The sequence below is a fragment of the Ornithinibacillus xuwenensis genome, assembly GCF_039614845.1.
In the GTDB taxonomy this organism is placed as follows: Bacteria; Bacillota; Bacilli; order Bacillales; family Amphibacillaceae; genus Ornithinibacillus; species Ornithinibacillus xuwenensis.
On sequence record NZ_JBDIML010000001.1, the window covers coordinates 401,079 to 418,992 of the forward strand.

Annotated in this window: 18 protein-coding genes; 16 read left to right on the plus strand and 2 right to left on the minus strand. The window is 36.7% G+C overall.

Annotation, left to right across the window (positions count from 1 at the left end; all coding sequences use genetic code 11):
• Nucleotides 1–36 precede the first annotated feature (36 nt).
• The 11 genes from ABC228_RS02420 to spo0A all read left to right on the plus strand — a co-directional run bounded on the left by ABC228_RS02420 (nt 37) and on the right by spo0A (nt 9,940).
• On the plus strand, nt 37–432 hold the full coding sequence (locus ABC228_RS02420) for an Asp23/Gls24 family envelope stress response protein (RefSeq protein ID WP_345823489.1): 396 nt from the start codon (nt 37–39) through the stop codon (nt 430–432).
• Between the two features lie 138 nt (nt 433–570).
• Nucleotides 571–951, plus strand: a complete 381-nt coding sequence (gene nusB / locus ABC228_RS02425; RefSeq protein WP_345823490.1) for a transcription antitermination factor NusB — start codon at nt 571–573, stop codon at nt 949–951.
• A gap of 23 nt (nt 952–974) precedes the next feature.
• The gene (folD, locus tag ABC228_RS02430) at nt 975–1,826 is read left to right on the plus strand and encodes a bifunctional methylenetetrahydrofolate dehydrogenase/methenyltetrahydrofolate cyclohydrolase FolD (protein WP_345823491.1); all 852 of its coding nucleotides are present in this window, start codon (nt 975–977) and stop codon (nt 1,824–1,826) included.
• On the plus strand, nt 1,823–3,172 hold the full coding sequence (gene xseA, locus ABC228_RS02435; protein ID WP_345823492.1) for an exodeoxyribonuclease VII large subunit: 1,350 nt from the start codon (nt 1,823–1,825) through the stop codon (nt 3,170–3,172). Before folD ends, xseA begins: the two co-directional genes overlap by 4 nt.
• Nucleotides 3,165–3,401 carry an exodeoxyribonuclease VII small subunit gene (locus ABC228_RS02440; RefSeq protein ID WP_345823493.1) on the plus strand — a complete coding sequence of 79 codons (237 nt, stop codon included), beginning with the start codon at nt 3,165–3,167 and terminating at the stop codon, nt 3,399–3,401. Before xseA ends, ABC228_RS02440 begins: the two co-directional genes overlap by 8 nt.
• Nucleotides 3,401–4,285, plus strand: a complete 885-nt coding sequence (locus ABC228_RS02445; protein WP_345823494.1) for a polyprenyl synthetase family protein — start codon at nt 3,401–3,403, stop codon at nt 4,283–4,285. Before ABC228_RS02440 ends, ABC228_RS02445 begins: the two co-directional genes overlap by 1 nt.
• A 28-nt stretch (nt 4,286–4,313) precedes the next feature.
• Complete coding sequence (locus tag ABC228_RS02450; RefSeq protein WP_345823495.1) at nt 4,314–5,141, plus strand: TlyA family RNA methyltransferase; 828 nt, start codon at nt 4,314–4,316, stop codon at nt 5,139–5,141.
• A gap of 50 nt (nt 5,142–5,191) precedes the next feature.
• Nucleotides 5,192–5,641: a transcriptional regulator AhrC/ArgR gene (ahrC, locus tag ABC228_RS02455; protein ID WP_345823496.1), complete on the plus strand. Its 450-nt coding sequence runs from the start codon at nt 5,192–5,194 to the stop codon at nt 5,639–5,641.
• Between the two features lie 18 nt (nt 5,642–5,659).
• Complete coding sequence (gene recN / locus ABC228_RS02460; protein ID WP_345823497.1) at nt 5,660–7,372, plus strand: DNA repair protein RecN; 1,713 nt, start codon at nt 5,660–5,662, stop codon at nt 7,370–7,372.
• Between the two features lie 179 nt (nt 7,373–7,551).
• Nucleotides 7,552–8,838, plus strand: coding sequence for a SpoIVB peptidase (gene spoIVB / locus ABC228_RS02465; protein ID WP_345823498.1), 1,287 nt, complete (start codon nt 7,552–7,554; stop codon nt 8,836–8,838).
• Nucleotides 8,839–9,157: 319 nt separating this feature from the next.
• Entirely contained in the window at nt 9,158–9,940 is a 783-nt protein-coding gene (gene spo0A / locus ABC228_RS02470; RefSeq protein WP_345823499.1) for a sporulation transcription factor Spo0A, read from the plus strand.
• 47 nt (nt 9,941–9,987) lie between these two features.
• On the opposite strand, the gene ABC228_RS02475 is transcribed toward spo0A, so the two are convergent.
• Together ABC228_RS02475 and ABC228_RS02480 are read right to left on the minus strand one after the other, a co-directional pair.
• Nucleotides 9,988–11,346 (minus strand): aspartate kinase, encoded by a 1,359-nt coding sequence (locus ABC228_RS02475; protein ID WP_345823500.1) that lies wholly within the window; start codon nt 11,344–11,346, stop codon nt 9,988–9,990.
• Between the two features lie 56 nt (nt 11,347–11,402).
• A complete protein-coding gene (locus ABC228_RS02480) occupies nt 11,403–11,615 on the minus strand; it encodes a DUF2627 family protein (RefSeq protein ID WP_345823501.1) in 213 nt (70 codons plus the stop codon).
• A gap of 379 nt (nt 11,616–11,994) precedes the next feature.
• Here ABC228_RS02480 and bcd point away from each other — a divergent pair, with 379 nt between their 5' ends.
• From bcd to ABC228_RS02505, 5 genes are read left to right on the plus strand one after another with little or no spacing between them, the layout of a single operon-like run.
• Nucleotides 11,995–13,089: a branched-chain amino acid dehydrogenase gene (gene bcd, locus ABC228_RS02485; RefSeq protein ID WP_345823502.1), complete on the plus strand. Its 1,095-nt coding sequence runs from the start codon at nt 11,995–11,997 to the stop codon at nt 13,087–13,089.
• 13 nt (nt 13,090–13,102) lie between these two features.
• Entirely contained in the window at nt 13,103–14,524 is a 1,422-nt protein-coding gene (gene lpdA, locus ABC228_RS02490) for a dihydrolipoyl dehydrogenase (RefSeq protein WP_345823503.1), read from the plus strand.
• 36 nt (nt 14,525–14,560) lie between these two features.
• Nucleotides 14,561–15,553, plus strand: a complete 993-nt coding sequence (locus tag ABC228_RS02495; protein ID WP_345824151.1) for a thiamine pyrophosphate-dependent dehydrogenase E1 component subunit alpha — start codon at nt 14,561–14,563, stop codon at nt 15,551–15,553.
• A gap of 12 nt (nt 15,554–15,565) precedes the next feature.
• Nucleotides 15,566–16,549 (plus strand): alpha-ketoacid dehydrogenase subunit beta, encoded by a 984-nt coding sequence (locus tag ABC228_RS02500; RefSeq protein ID WP_345823504.1) that lies wholly within the window; start codon nt 15,566–15,568, stop codon nt 16,547–16,549.
• Nucleotides 16,550–16,569: 20 nt separating this feature from the next.
• Entirely contained in the window at nt 16,570–17,841 is a 1,272-nt protein-coding gene (locus ABC228_RS02505) for a dihydrolipoamide acetyltransferase family protein (RefSeq protein ID WP_345823505.1), read from the plus strand.
• Nucleotides 17,842–17,914 lie beyond the last annotated feature (73 nt).

Sequence of the window (17,914 nt, forward strand, 5' to 3'; positions counted from 1 at the left end):
GGTAAGATAATGGTATAACCATAAAGGAGTGAAAAAATGGCGGATCAATCGTTAGTGAACGTTAGTGATAACTCAGGACTAGGGAAGGTAGAAATTGCCCCTGAGGTTATCGAAGTAATTGCTGGAATTGCAGCGTCTGAAGTAGATGGACTATCCACTATGCGAGGGAATTTTGCTACTGGCGTAGTTGAAAAATTCGGTAAGAAATCGCATAGCAAAGGTGTAAAAGTTGAACTAACAGATGAAGGTATTCTTATAGATCTATTTGTCGTATTAAAATTTGGTGTATCAATACCTGAAGTTGCACAAAAGATTCAAGCAAATATTCGACAAACGCTTAAAAATATGACATCTCTTGAAATTGCAGAGGTTAACGTTCATGTGGTCGGCGTACAAATGGAAAAAGAAAATACAGAAGAAGCTACAGAATAATTGTTGTAAGGTCAAAGGATATGTTCAGCATATCCTTTGACCTTTCTTTCATATGATTTGAGAAAGAGTATGGTGTTTGTGGCGTTCAAACAGTAATCATGTTATGATTTGGAAGAGATTATTAAAGGAGTAGTGCATATGAAACGACATGCAGCAAGAGAAAAAGCATTTCAAATCCTATTTCAATTAGATATGATAGAAGAAGATACTGATTTAGTTATACAAGAAAGGTTAGAGGAAGAAGAGAAGGATGAATTTCTTCATATTCTTGTCCACGGAGTTGTTGAACATAAACAGTCAATTGATGAGGAGATATCAGCAAATCTAGAAAATTGGACATTTAATCGACTTCCTTCTGTGGAGAAAACCATTCTACGTATTGCGGTCTTTGAGATTAAACACCTTACTGATATCCCGACAAATGTTTCTATTAACGAAGCAGTAGAGCTTTCAAATCGTTACGGAGATGAAAAATCAGGGAAATTTGTAAATGGTGTGTTATCAAAAATAATTAAATAGAAAATAAGGGGGAAGAGGTATATATGGCAGCTGGGATTATTAATGGGAAGGAATTGTCTACGCAACTAAAAGAAAGAATGAAAAAAGATGTGACACAATTACTTGGGAACAATATTGTTCCTCATTTGACCGTAATTCTTGTAGGAAATAATCCAGCATCAAGATCTTATGTAAATGGAAAGAAGAGAGCTTCAGAAGAGGTTGGAATTAGCTCTGAAATTATAGAGCTTCCGGATACGATTGACACAGATGAGCTATTGGAAGTCATACATAAATTAAATCAAAATGATGCCGTACATGGTATCCTTGTACAGCTTCCACTACCAGACCATATTAATGATCAACATATCATAGAGGCGATTCATCCATCGAAAGATGTTGATGGTTTTCATCCTATAAATATTGGTAAGATGATGACTGGTCAAGATACCTTTCTACCGTGTACCCCATACGGAATTATTACGATGCTAGCAGAAACAGGAATTGAGATTTCTGGAAAGCATGCAGTTATCATTGGCCGCAGCAATATCGTTGGTAAACCTGTGGGTCAATTGTTATTAAATGAGAATGCTACTGTAACATACTGTCATTCTCGTACAAAGGACTTAAAGTCCGTCACAAGGCTTGCAGATATTCTTATTGTAGCAATTGGAAAGCCGAATATTATTGATAAAGATTATATGAAAGAAGGCACAGTGGTTATTGATGTTGGTATTAACCGGCTAGATGATGGAACATTGACTGGTGATGTGGATTTTGAAAGTGCTCTAGAGAAAGCATCCTATATTACACCTGTTCCTCGTGGAGTAGGACCAATGACGATTACTATGCTATTACATAATACAATTAAGGCAGCTAAGGGTTTGATGAAATGAGTGAAAAATATTTAACGGTAACAGCTCTTACCAAATATATGAAGCGTAAGATTGATACCGACCCCCACCTGCGTAACATTTGGTTAAAGGGTGAAATTTCTAATTTTAAGCTTCACAGTAGAGGTCATATGTACCTTACAATAAAAGATGATCAATCACGTATTAATGCGGTTATGTTTGCAGGAAATAATCGTTTTTTAAAGTTTAGACCAGAAGATGGAATGAAGGTATTAATACGTGGGGAAATCAGTGTGTTTGAAGCTCATGGTCAGTACCAGCTATACATACAACAAATGGAACCAGACGGTGTAGGTTCATTATACTTAGCGTTTGAACAACTAAAGGAAAAGCTAAGAAAACAAGGATATTTTGATGAGCAATATAAAAAACAAATTCCACGATTCCCTGAGCATATCGGAATCATCACATCACCAACGGGTGCTGCAGTTAGAGATATTATTACCACGATAAAACGACGTTATCCAGTTGTAAAAGCAACTGTTTTACCTGTATTAGTCCAAGGGATAAATGCTACGGATTCGATCGCAACCGCAATTCTGAAAGCAAATGAATTAGGTTTGTTTGATGTTTTAATTGTTGGTAGAGGTGGCGGATCGATAGAGGAGTTATGGAGTTTTAATGAAGAAAAAGTTGCAGAAGCAATATTTAAATCAGCCATTCCGATTATTTCTGCTGTAGGTCATGAAACAGATGTAACCATCAGTGATTATGTTGCCGATTTTAGGGCCCCTACGCCAACAGGTGCAGCTGAGATTGCGGTTCCTTCTCAATACGAGCTACAAGAAAAGATTGCAAAAATGAAGCAGTCTTTAACAAGTATGATATCTGTATCCATACGACATCAGAAAAATACACTTAGTCGGATGGTGCAATCATATGCATTTCGATATCCGGAGCAACTAATTAGGCAGAAGGAGCAAGAGCTGGATAAACATCGTGAACGGTTAGATCGTTCCGTTCAAGTAGCAGTCCAGCATAAAACAGAACGTTTCTCCAATCATTATACAAGACTTCTCACGCAACATCCTAAAAAGCAGCTAGATCACGCCACTAAGTTATTGAATAAGCTTGTTAAACAAAACAATCAAGCAATCAATCAAATTGTTGATCGACAGTCTATACAGCTGCGAAGGTCAATGGAAAAACTTACCCTTCTAAATCCGCTGGAAATCATGAAACGGGGATTTGCTGTACCATACACGTCGACTGGCGATATCATTAAATCGAGCAAACAAGTGAAAAAGAACGATTATATTCAGATTAATTTAACCGATGGCATTTTAAATTGTGAAGTAAAGGGTGTAAAGGAGGTACAAAATGGATAACATCAAGGAATTAAGCTTTGAAGAAGCGATGGAACAACTTGAGAAAATTATTGAAAAATTAGAAGAAGGCGACGTTCCACTGGAAAAAGCAATTTCATACTATCAGGATGGAATGCTACTCTCTAAATTATGCAATGATAAGCTCAGTCATATTCAAGATAAAATGGTGCAAATTATGAATGAACAGGGAGAACTCGTTCCTTTTGATATACAGGAGGATGAAAAGTAGTGAAAGTACTATTAAGAAATTACATCGAATCCAATCAAAAGATGATTCAAGAAGAATTAACGAAACACTTTCACCAAATCGATATTCCTGAACGTTTAAAAAAATCAATGCTTTATTCGTTAGAGGCTGGAGGAAAAAGACTTCGTCCGATATTATTGTTAGCAAGCTATGAAGCATACGCTTCACAGATTGAGAAGACGCTCCATACAGCAATCGCTCTAGAAATGATTCATACGTATTCATTAATTCATGATGATCTTCCAGCAATGGATGATGATGATTATCGACGCGGTCTTTTAACCAATCATAAAGCTTTCGATGAAGCAACAGCTATTTTGGCTGGTGATGCTCTATTAACCTACAGTTTTGAATTAATTACTAACGACCAACATTTAACAGATAAAGAAAAATTGTATATGATACAACTGCTTACCCGTGCAAGTGGCCCTACTGGGATGGTTGCAGGGCAGATATTGGATATGGAAGCGGAGAATAAAGCTGTTAATTTAGAACAACTGGAAAAGATCCATCTGTTAAAGACAGGAGAATTATTAAAATTTGCTGTAACAGCTGGTGCGTTTTTAGGGAATGCAACCGATGACCAAATAAAACATCTGCAAAAATTTGCACATTATTTAGGCTTAATCTTTCAGGTCCAAGATGATATTTTAGATGTCACAGGTGATCAAGAAAAACTAGGTAAAGCGGTTGGAAGTGATGAGACAAATAATAAAAGTACTTATCCAAAATTATTAGGACTTGATGGTGCAATTGAAATGAGAAATCGTTATACCGATCAAGCGAAAGATTTATTAAAGCAAGCAAATGCAGATACATCCAGACTGGCTGAATTAACAGATTATTTTAGCCAACGAGATCATTAAAACTTGCAAAAGAAAAGGATTTAAGAACATGAGCAAAATACGTCTTGATATATTACTTGTAGAGCGAAATCTTATAGAGACAAGAGAAAAAGCCAAACGAGCAGTAATGGCCGGTTTGGTTTACTCGGAGCATGAAAGGCTGGATAAGCCTGGTATGAAGGTTGATGAAGATATTCCGTTAATGATTAAAGGGAAACTTCTCCCATATGTTGGGCGAGGAGGCCTAAAGCTTGAAAAAGCTTTGAAAGTGTTTTCTGTCGATGTTCGTGATAAAATTATGATGGATATAGGTTCTTCAACTGGAGGATTTACGGACTGCGCCTTACAATCAGGGGCAAAACAATGTTATGCTATAGATGTTGGTTATAATCAATTAGATTGGAAATTGCGAAGTGACCCTCGTGTTGAGGTAATGGAACGGACGAATTTTCGCTATGTAACAGCTGAAATGCTAACAAAGGGTCTTCCAACCTTTGCGACTATTGACGTATCCTTCATATCATTAAAATTAATATTGCCAGTTCTAAAGAAACTATTAGTCTCTGGTGGAGATACAATCGCCCTGATAAAACCACAATTTGAAGCTGGACGTGAACAGGTTGGGAAAAAGGGTATTGTAAGAGATAAGAAGGTACACGTGGAAGTATTAAAAAATATTCTCTCTTTTGCGTTAGATGAGGGATATGAACTATATGGTCTAACATTCTCTCCAATTACGGGTGGAGATGGAAATGTGGAATTCTTAGCTCATTTAGGCTGGAAAAAACAAGAGGATGGGCTATCCATTGAGGATTTATGTCCCGAAGATGTAGTCGATAAAGCTCATTCAGAATTAAAATCTGCACAAAATACATGAGTTCAGGGCTACAGAAATGTAGTCCTTTCTATTTAATTTGGGGGTGTAGTATGAGTAAAATACAACGACATATAAAAATCAGGGAATTAATAACAGAGAATGAAATCGATACACAGGATGATCTCGTTGACCGTTTGAAAAATCTAGGGTATAACGTTACGCAAGCAACTGTTTCAAGAGATATTAAAGAATTACACCTAGTTAAGGTGCCTTCAACAGGAGGGAGATATAAATATAGCCTACCTGCTGATCAACGATTTAATCCACATGACAAATTAAAACGCTTAATTATGGATGCATTTGTAAAAATAGATCATACCAGTCATTTTATTGTGTTAAAAACACTACCTGGAAATGCACATGCAGTAGGAGTCTTAATTGATAATTTGGATTGGACAGAGATTATGGGAACTATTTGTGGGGATGATACGTGTTTAATTATTTGCCGAACTGAGGCGGACACAACTACAATAAAAGATCGTTTTCTAAATATGCTGTAGATAAAATGGGGTGAGGAAATGTTAACCGAATTATCAATTCGAAATTTTGCTATCATTGATCAAATTGCGATTACCTTTAATGATGGTCTAACCGTATTATCAGGTGAAACAGGCGCAGGTAAATCAATTATTATCGATGCAATTCAATTACTTGCGGGTGGACGAGCATCTGTGGAATTTGTTAGACATGGAGAAGAAAAAGCAGAAATCGAAGGATTGTTTTTAATCGATTCTAGCTCACACCCAATTTATAGTGTTGGAAAACAATTTGGAGTAGACATTCAAGATAATGAAGTAGTATTAAATCGAGTTATTACGGCATCTGGTAAAAGTATCTGTCGTATAAACGGAAAATTAGTTACTCTTGCTATTCTGAGAGAGTTCGGAAAAACACTGATTGATATTCATAGTCAACATGAAACACAATCCTTAATGGTCCCAGAAAATCACATTGAGCTTTTAGATTTGTATAATCGTGATGAAATCATGCAAGTAAAAGAAGAATATTCAATATTATATAATCAGCTACAAACGCTTCAAAAACGATACAAAGAGTTAAATGAAAATGAACAAGAAATGGCACAGCGACTGGACCTGCTTGAATTTCAATTAACTGAATTGGAGAAAGCAAATCTAGAACCTGATGAAGATATAGTATTAGAAAAAGAGCGCAACCAATTAATGAACTATGAAAAAATCTATACCGCTATCATGAATGCCTATAATGCTTTGTATGGTGAACAAAAAGGCTTAGAGTGGTTAAATATTGGTCAAAGTGCATTAGAGGAGAATAGTCAATTAGATGAATTTATATTAAAGAAGTCAGAAGAACTATCGAATCATTACTATATGCTAGAAGACCTGACATTTGAATTAAGTAATTATATTGAGTCTCTAGAGTATGATCCTAACAGGCTGAATGAAATCGAAGGAAGACTTGCAGAGATTAGCCGATTAAAAAAGAAATACGGGTCAACTGTTGCAGAGATGCTCGACTATATGGGAACGATTGAAGAAGAAATTGAGCAAATTAAGAACAAGGAATCTCATCTTCAAAAGTTAGAAAATGAAATAGATGATGTCCGTCAAGATGCATTCCTCGAAGCAAAACAATTACATGATCTACGAAAGAAAGCAGCAGATTCATTAATTTCAGAGGTTCATGTAGAATTAAAGGATTTATACTTGGAAAAAGCGTCATTTTCCATTCAATTTAAACCGGATTCTTCGGAAAATAGTGTAGAGCTCTATAAAAATGGCTTTGACCACATTCGATTTTTAATTTCCACGAATAAAGGTGAGCCACTTAAAGAAATTAGTAAAGTTGCTTCTGGTGGAGAGTTATCCAGAATAATGCTGGTGCTTAAGAAATTATTTGCAAAGCATCAAGGTGTAACGAGTGTCATTTTCGATGAAGTGGATACCGGCGTAAGCGGACGTGTTGCACAAGCAATAGCTGAGAAGATATATCAAATTTCAAATGAATCACAAGTGCTATGTATTACACATTTACCTCAAGTGGCTGCAATGGCAGATACGCATATGCTTATCGAAAAAATGGAAGTAGGTAGTCGCACAGCAACACAAGTAACGGATTTAACAGAGCATGAGCAGATAAGTGAGCTAAGCAGAATGATAACAGGTACGAAGCTTACAGATACAGCAAAAGAACATGCGAAAGAGCTCCTGGAATTAGCTCAAAACTTTAAAAAGATATCGATTATGAATTAATCCTTTCTTCGTGCCAGATACTTATTGTATCTGGTTTTTTTATTTATACATTATTCTAAAAGGAAATGTTACACATCTTTTCTTAACTTTTCCCAGTTTAAAAAACATCATTAAAGGTCACATTAGAAATACAGATATAAAATATGGTATGGGTTTAGGAACAAGGAGAGTGGACATTCGTGAAATATAAAGATAAAATTCGAATCGTAACTGGAGTTGTACTTCTTCTCGCATTGTTAATTGTTCCTTTTACGCCCCCAATACAAAATTATTTTACCATTCCCAATAACATTACTACCTTTCAAAATCAATTTCCCATGGAGGTTCCGAATCTTGGAAAAGCAGTACATGTTGAAGCAGCAGCTAGTAATAGTAGAGAATCTGTTGACGCTTCGAGTTTCCATGTGAACGAGCCTGGTGAACAAGAGCTTATTTATTCTTTAGCTGGATTACCTATAAAAAAAGTTGACGTCAATGTATTAAAGGATGTAAAAGTAATACCTGGAGGTCAATCAATTGGTGTTCAATTACAGACATTAGGTGTATTAGTAGTTGGGCATCATCTTGTAAATGGAGAATCTGGTACGCTTTCACCAGGAGAGGACGCCAACATCAAAGTTGGTGACGTCATTATGGAAATCGACGGACAAGAAATTGAGGAAATGAAGGACGTCAAGCCAATTGTAGAAGCAGCAGGAAAGGATTCTAAAGCATTGAATGTAAAGGTTAAACGTGGCAAGGAAACCTTTACAACTCAACTTCAACCTGTATTAGATAAAAAGGATAATGAATATCGGATCGGATTATATATCCGCGACTCAGCAGCCGGAATTGGAACCATGACCTTCTATGAACCCAATAGTAAGAAATATGGAGCATTAGGACACGTTATTTCTGATATGGATACGAAGAAGCCTATTGAAATACACAATGGAACAATCGTAAAATCCACCGTAACATCGATCCAAAAAGGAAATAATGGAACTCCAGGTGAGAAGCAAGCTAAGTTTTCCATCAAAGAAAACAAGATCGGTACGATCACCAAGAATAGTCCATTTGGGATTTTTGGTGAACTAGATGGTTCGATTAAAAATGGGAAGTATGACAAGCCAATGCCGATTGCTTTATCCCATGAGGTAAAAGAAGGACCTGCTAAGATTCTAACGGTTATCGATGGTGAAAAAGTAGAGGAATTTGATGTGGAGATTGTGAGTAGCGTTCCACAGAAATCTCCTGCCACAAAAGGGATGGTAATACAGATTACAGATCCTGAGCTTTTAGAAGCAACAGGTGGAATTGTACAGGGGATGAGCGGAAGTCCAATTATACAGGATAACAAAGTTATCGGAGCAGTAACACATGTATTTGTAAATGATCCAACAAGCGGATATGGGGTCCATATTGAATGGATGCTCCAAGATGCTGGGGTTGATATTTATGAGGATAAACAAGACAAAGCTAGCTAGTATATGTTGGGAGAACCTGTAATTTCACAGGTTCTCCTTTTCAACTATGTAGCCATTATAAATCCAAGATTGAATACTTTTCACAGTACAGAACTCTTAAGTTTACCAATAACGACAGGTTGCATTAAATATTTTTCGACAAACCGAAAAATATATTGTCATAATATATCGAATCATAACGAAATCAAAAGTAAAACAAAGCAAATTAAAGGAATTATAAAAAAATACAAAGTTTTTTAAATGTGAAGAAGGATATTTTATTCTTTTGTCGAATACATAGAGTGGACATTTAGCAGAACATTAAAGGAGGAACATGCAAGTGGATAAAATATCAGTATGTTTAGTGGATGACAACAGAGACTTAATCAATTTAATGGAAGAATTTTTTGAGGACCAACCTGATATCGAGGTTGTTGGAACTGCTTATAATGGTAAAGACTGTCTTACCTTAGTTGAAGAGAAGAAACCAGACGTATTAATCTTGGATATAATTATGCCACATGTCGATGGATTAGCTGTGTTAAATATGCTACGCGAAAAAGGAAAATCGAATAATGATCCGAATGTAATTATGCTTACTGCTTTTGGCCAAGAAGAAGTAATGAAAAAAGCTGTAGATTTAGGGGCATCATATTTTATTTTAAAACCATTTGATTTAGAGCATTTGGCAGATCAGGTTCGCCAAGTAAATGGCCACATGGTTCTATCCAATAGTACAAATACAGGTATTAAAAAAGAAAGAAAGAAAAAGGACTTAGAAGCAAGTATTACGAATATTATTCATGAAATTGGTGTACCAGCACATATTAAGGGCTACATGTACCTAAGAGAAGCGATTACAATGGTATATAATGACATAGAGCTATTAGGCTCCATCACTAAGGTATTATATCCTGATATTGCGAAGAAATTTAATACAACATCTTCTCGTGTAGAACGAGCAATTCGACATGCTATAGAAGTAGCATGGAGCCGTGGTAATATTGAGTCTATTTCGGCATTATTTGGTTATACCGTTAGTATCTCAAAAGCAAAACCGACAAACTCAGAATTTATTGCGATGGTAGCGGATCGATTACGATTAGATCATAAAGCAAGCTAATACATAAAAAAATTACTGTATGCAGGTACAGTAATTTTTTTATGTGTTTAATTCTGTTGTTCTTCAAAAAATACCTGATATAAGGAGCGGATTGCAGGTTTTAAGTCATCTGCATCAATTCCAAACATCATGGAAACATCTGAGGATCCTTGGTTAATCATCTTGATATTCACATTTGCAGAAGTCAAGGCAGTGCTGGCTTTTTGAGCGATACCGATTGTATTCATCATTCCCTCACCAACGATCATAATTAAGGCTAGTCCATGTTGAAGTGAAACGGTATCTGGATGTAATTCATTTTTTATGCGTTCAATAACCTTTGCCTCTTTTGCAGGCGTGAACTGTCTTTCACGAATGATGACCGATAAATCATCAATACCAGATGGAGCGTGTTCGAATGAAATAGATTCATCTTCAAGTATCTCTAGTAGTTTACGACCAAAGCCTAATTCTCGGTTCATTAAATATTTACTAACGTATAAGGTACTAAAGCCAGAATCACTGGCAATACCGACAACGCATTTATCCTTATCTTCCTTTTTTGCTATAACAAAGGTGCCAGGGAGGTGGGGGTTATTTGTGTTCTTTATAGCTACTGGAATGCCTTGTTTGAAAGCTGGTATTAACGCTTCATCATGAAATACTGAAAAACCAGCATAGGATAATTCACGCATTTCTTTATAAGTCAATGTTTTGATTTCTTTTGGTTGGTCTACAATCGTTGGGTTTACAGTATATACCGAATCAACATCGGTAAAGTTTTCGTATAGCGCTGCTTTTACCCCTGCAGCAATAATAGAACCTGTTATATCCGAACCACCTCGTGAGAATGTAACTAGTTTATTATCAATTGTATAACCAAAAAAGCCGGGGATTACAATGATCCCTTCTCTTTCCCTTAGCAAATAGAGCTTTTCAAAGCTCTCGGGTAATATCTGCGCATTGCCTGGTTCGTCAGACACGATAATACCGGCATCTTTCGGATTCACATAATGGGAAGTAAGGTCAGTTTCTGTTAGATATGCACTTACTATTTTTGCAGAGCTATCTTCTCCTATAGATTTAAGTGCATCCATTTTCATGTTATCTGGTACATCACTATGAAGTGCCTTTAAGATTGTTTGGCGAATATCTTCAAGGAGTGACATCGGTAATGTTAAATCCTGAATAATTTCTGCAAAACGCTTTTCGATATGTATCAGTGTTGATTCATAGTCGGTTTCTGATAAATATGCCTCACCTAGATTAATGAGGAGGTCGGTCATTTTAATGTCATCTTTAAATCGTTTACCTGGAGCGGAAACGACAACAAACTTTCTGTCCAAATCAGTTCGAATAATGTCACAGACCTTTTTGATCTGTGTAGCATTTGCAACAGAGCTACCCCCAAATTTTGCTACTTTCATACGATCCACTCCCATAAATCTCCTAAAAGGATTGATTAATTATTATGATGCTTTTTTTATACATGACGTTTACGATCTCGATGAATAATAAAACCTCCCAAAAAGACTAGACCACCAATAAACAATATTAAGCCAAATATAAATTGGACACTAGCGTGCAGGAAAATGGGGTGGAATTCATCGAATAAGGTATCCCTCATCAGTTTTATACCAATTGCCGCTATAATACCTGGTATAAATAGTGTTAGTGCAGCTACTATTCTAATCATGACTTTCTCCTTTATTTGTAACTTTTATTAGTATATCAAAAGTTAAAAAATAGATAAAATTTTTGATTTGCCATAATTTAAATGTTAACGTATGATAGAAAAGGAGACTCTTTTATTCGACATTTGAGATATAGAATTAACCCCAATATTTTTTAATATTTAAAAAATATTTTTTTATGAATCATAAATAAAGCGCTTACATTTTCAATTGAGCACTATTTTGTATTATAATAGAAAATGTAGTGTAAAATATCATTTATATTTAGCAGGTTAATTTGCGTCAAAAATAAACAAAGAGGTTTCCATTTATTAATAGCTCATGCTGATTTAGTGAGGGTTTATTATAATAGGGATTTTTATTATTGAGGAGGAATAAGACATGGAAATATTTAAAGGTATGGAAGCATATGATTACGAGCAGCTTGTGTTTTGTCAAGATAAAAATTCTGGATTAAAAGCAGTAATTGCTATTCATGACACCACATTGGGGCCAGCTCTTGGAGGAACTAGAATGTGGACGTATGATTCTGAGGAAGAAGCAATTATCGATGCAATGAGACTTGCGAAAGGTATGACCTATAAAAACGCTGCAGCAGGATTAAATCTTGGTGGTGGAAAAACAGTTATTATTGGGGATCCGAGAAAAGATAAGAACCCGGAAATGTTTCGTACATTTGGTAGATATATTCAAAGTTTAAATGGTAGATACATAACAGCTGAGGATGTTGGAACAACTGTTGAAGATATGGATTTAATTCACATGGAAACAGATTATGTGACTGGTATCTCACCTGAATTCGGTTCTTCTGGTAATCCATCTCCTGTTACAGCTTACGGAGTATATAAAGGAATGAAGGCAGCTGCGCTAGAAGCGTATGGTGACGATTCATTAGAAGGTAAAACAATTGCAGTTCAAGGTATCGGTAATGTAGCCTATAAACTTTGTGAATACCTCCATGAAGAAGGTGCAAAGTTAATTGTGACTGATATTAATAAAGCAGCAGTTAATCGTGCTGTTGAAGCTTTTGATGCTAAAGCAGTTGATCCAAATGATATATATGATGTTGAGTGTGATATATATGCACCATGTGCACTCGGTGCAACGATTAACGATGATACAGTTTCTCGTATTAAGGCAAAGGTTGTTGCGGGATCAGCAAACAATCAATTAAAAACAACAGAGCATGGTGATATATTATTTGAAAAAGGAATCGTTTATGCACCAGATTACGTCATTAACGCTGGTGGTGTAATCAATGTTGCCGATGAACTAAATGGCTATAATCAATCAAGAGCAATGAAAAAAGTAGAAGGTATTTATGATAGTCTTGTAAGAGTATTTGAAATCTCGAAGCGGGATAATATACCATCTTATTTGGCAGCTGATAGAATGGCAGAAGAGCGAATTGAATCAATGAAAAAATCAAGAGGACAATTTTTACAAAATGGTCTGCATACATTAAGTAGAAGATAGAGGGGAGAAAGTTATGGCTCAAGAATATGATTTAGTAATACTCGGTGGTGGAACCGGAGGGTATGTTGCGGCTATTCGAGCTTCCCAACTTGGTATGAAGGTAGCAGTAGTGGAAAAAGGTGAATTAGGTGGTACATGTCTTCACAGAGGATGTATTCCATCTAAATCTTTACTACGAAGTGCAGAAGTATTTAGACAAACTAAAAGCGCTGGTGAGTATGGCGTTCAGACAAGTGATGTGACATTAGATTTTAGTAAAGTACAGCAACGCAAGACAGATATTGTTAGTACATTACACAAAGGTGTAACTGGACTAATGAAAAAGGGGAAAATTGACGTTTATAATGGCTATGGAAGAATTTTAGGGCCGAGTATTTTTTCTCCACTACCTGGAACGATTTCAATTGAATATGCAAATGGTGATGAAAACACGATGATCGTTCCGAAATATGTCTTAATTGCTACTGGGTCAGCTCCTAGATCGTTACCTGGTTTGGATATTGATGGTACATTTGTTATTAGCTCGGATGAAGCATTACAAATGGAACAATTACCAAAATCAATACTTATTATCGGTGGTGGAGTAATTGGTATTGAGTGGGCTTCAATGTTAGCAGATTTCGGTGTAGATGTAACGGTTGTGGAATACTTAGACAGAATTTTGCCGACAGAAGATGAAGAAGTCGCAAAAGAAGTTGAAAAGCAGCTTAAGCGTAAAGGGGTAACCTTTGTGAAAGGTGCAAAAGTTCTTGCTGACACACTAGTAAAGGATAATGGTGTGTCAATTGAGGCGGAAATTAAAGGAGAAAATCAGTCGTTTTCTACTGAGAAGATTCTTGTTTCTGTAGGTCGAAAAGCCAATACGACTAATATCGGTCTAGAAAATACAGATATTGTCGTTGAGAATGGTGTTATTAAAACCACTGAATATTATCAGACAAAAGAAACTCACATCTATGCGATTGGTGATGTAATTGGTGGGATGCAATTAGCTCATGTTGCCTCCCATGAGGGTATTATTGCTGTCGAGCATATGGCAGGTAACACCCCTGCTCCGATTAATTATGATAATATTCCTGCATGTATCTATTCGGATCCAGAAGCAGCTAGTGTCGGTTTAACTGAACAGCAAGCCAAGGAACAAGGCTACGATATAAAAGTAGGAAAATTCCCATTCAAGGCAATTGGGAAAGCACTTGTATATGGTGAGAGTGATGGGTTCGTCAAAATCATTATGAATAAAGCAAACGAAGATTTACTGGGAGTACATATGGTCGGACCTCATGTTACGGATATGATTTCAGAGGCAGGGTTAGCTAAGGTACTAGATGCTACTCCATGGGAAATTGCTCATACTATCCATCCGCATCCAACATTATCTGAAATTATGGGTGAAGCTGCACTTGCAGTGGAAGGCTTACAAATACATGGTTAAAGATTGTTATTGAAAAAGAAAAGGGAGGGACTAATGATGTCAACAAATCGTCATGAGGCACTAGGACTATCCAATGAACAAGTACTGGAAATGTATAAAACAATGCTTCTTGCTAGAAAACTTGATGAAAGAATGTGGCTGTTAAACCGTGCTGGAAAGATACCGTTTGTTATTTCTTGCCAGGGTCAAGAGGCGGCACAGGTAGGAGCTTCATTTGCGTTAAATAGAACAGAAGATTATGTAGCACCTTATTATCGAGATATGGGAGTAGTATTAGCCTTTGGAATGACAGCAAAGGAATTAATGCTGTCTGCATTTGCAAAAGCTGAGGATCCGAATTCTGGTGGAAGACAAATGCCGAGTCACTTTGGTCAAAAGAAGAACCGAATTCTAACAGGCTCTTCACCAGTAACGACGCAAGTTCCACACGCTGTTGGAGTAGCACTTGCAGCTAAAATGGAAAAGAAAAATTTTGTATCGTTTGTGACACTTGGTGAAGGTTCATCAAACCAGGGAGATTTTCATGAGGGTCTAAATTTTGCTGGTGTACATAAATTACCAGTGATAACAATGGTAGAGAACAATAAATATGCCATTTCTGTACCGGTAGAAAAGCAATTAGGTAACCAAAAGGTTTCAGACAGAGCGCTTGGATATGGTATGCCTGGTTACACGATTGATGGTAATGATCCACTAGAAATTTACAAAGCGGTAAAAGAAGCTCGTGAGCGTGCAATAAACGGAGAAGGACCAACATTAATTGAAGCTGTATCCTATCGTTTAACCGCCCATTCTAGTGATGATGATGATCGTGCATATCGTAAACGTGATGAAGTCGATGAGGCGAAAAAGCTAGATTCTATCTTTACATTCGCAACTTATCTAAAGGATTTAGGAATCCTAACAGAAGAACTAGAAACAGAAATGAATAATGAAATTAATACAATTGTAAATGAGGCAACTGACTATGCAGAGAATGCACCATACGCTGAAGCGGAGTCTGCATTGAAGTATGTTTACGAAGAGTAGGGAGGGATTAGAATGCCAGTAATGTCATATATACAAGCTATCACATCTGCGTTACGAGAAGAAATGCAACGTGATGAAAAAGTATTCGTCTTAGGGGAAGATGTTGGTAAAAAAGGCGGTGTATTTAGGGCTACAGATGGATTGTACGATGAGTTCGGTGAATATCGTGTTCTTGATACCCCACTTGCTGAATCTGCAATCGCCGGTGTTGGAATTGGTGCAGCAATGTATGGTATGAGACCAGTTGCTGAAATGCAGTTTGCTGATTTTATCATGCCAGCAGTTAACCAAATAATATCTGAGGCTGCAAAAATTCGCTATCGTTCTAATAATGATTGGAACTGTCCAATAACAATCAGAGCACCTTATGGTGGCGGTGTTCATGGCGCTTTATATCATTCTCAATCTGTAGAAGCGGTATTTGCAAATCAGCCTGGACTTAAAATTGTGATGCCTTCTACTCCTTATGACGCAAAAGGTTTGTTAAAAGCTGCGATAAGAGATAATGATCCAGTACTATTTTTTGAGCATAAGCGAGCATACCGTCTTCTAAAGGGAGATGTGCCGGAAGATGATTATGTACTTCCAATCGGGAAAGCTGATGTAAAGCGTGAAGGCTCTGACGTTACGGTTATTACGTATGGGCTCTGTGTTCACTTTGCCCTTCAAGCTGCAGAAAAATTAGCGGAAGAGGGAATTGATGCACATATTTTAGACCTTCGTACCGTATATCCGTTAGATAAAGAAGCAATAATCGAGGCTGCTAAAAAAACAGGTAAAGTATTGCTAGTTACCGAAGATAATAAAGAAGGAAGTATTATCGGTGAGGTTTCAGCAATTATAGCAGAGAATTGCCTGTTTGATTTAGATGCACCGATCCAAAGGCTGGCTGGACCTGACGTGCCTGCAATGCCTTACGCACCAACGATGGAAAAGTTCTTTATGATGAATCCGGATAAAATAGAAAAAGCAATTCGTGAATTAGCTGAATTTTAATGGACAGGAGGGATAGTTAAATGGCGACAGAAAAAATTACAATGCCACAGCTTGGCGAAAGTGTGACGGAAGGAACAATTAGTTCTTGGCTTGTAAAGGAAGGCGATCAAGTTAATAAATATGACCCGATTGCAGAAGTAATGACAGATAAGGTTAATGCTGAAGTTCCTTCTTCCTTCACAGGTACAATTAAAGAATTAGTTGTACAAGAAGGAGATACCGTTGCAGTTGGAGAGCTGATTTGTTATATCGAAACAGAAGCTAGTAGTACTGGAGCAAATCCTGTTCCCGAGAAAACAGAGACAACAACAACTTCTGGTAAGAGCAATTCAGATTCTGGTGACCAAAGTATGAAAAAACGTTATTCGCCAGCCGTTATGCGACTAGCACAGGAAAACGATATATCGCTAGAACAAGTAACCGGTACAGGACGTGGAGGAAGAATCACACGTAAGGATATTGAAAAAATTATTGCTAGCGGTCAAATTCCGACTACAAATAACGAACCTGAAAATCAAATGGAACAGAATGCGACAGAACCTACTAGTTCGAAACCGAGCGCACAAACTTCACCTACACCGACTTCACAGGCTGGAGATATTGAAATTCCGGTTACAGGAGTTCGTAAAGTTATTGCACAAAATATGGTGCGATCCAAAACAGAAATACCGCATGCTTGGATGACGGTTGAAGTGGATGTTACTAATTTAGTTTCGTATCGAAATAAACTAAAAAATGAATTTAAACAAAATGAAGGTTATAACCTTACATACTTTGCATTCTTTGTAAAGGCTGTTGCACAAGGATTAAAGAAATTCCCGCAGCTTAACAGCATGTGGGCTGGAGATAAGATTGTTCAGCGTAAGGACATTAATTTATCAATAGCAGTTGCAAAGGATCAAGAGCTATTTGTTCCGGTTATTAAGAATGCAGATGAGAAGAGTATTAAGGGAATTGCAAGAGAAATACATGAGCTTGCCCAAAAAGCTAGAAATAATAAACTGACTGCAGATGATATGCAAGGTGGAACGTTTACCGTAAATAATACTGGTTCATTTGGATCGGTTCAATCAATGGGCGTAATCAATTATCCACAGGCTGCTATATTACAAGTAGAGTCTATTGTTAAGCGACCAGTCATTATTGATAATATGTTTGCGGCACGTGATATGGTAAATCTTTGCTTATCACTAGACCACCGTATTCTTGATGGTTTAATTTGTGGTCAATTCCTATCTTATGTTAAAGAAACATTAGAAGGAATGAATGAAAATACGGTAAAAGTTTATTAACAGTTTTTTGAATTGAATTTTATGAGTAAAATTGATAACCTAGATGTTAGGTTAGATACTTAGCATAAGGGGT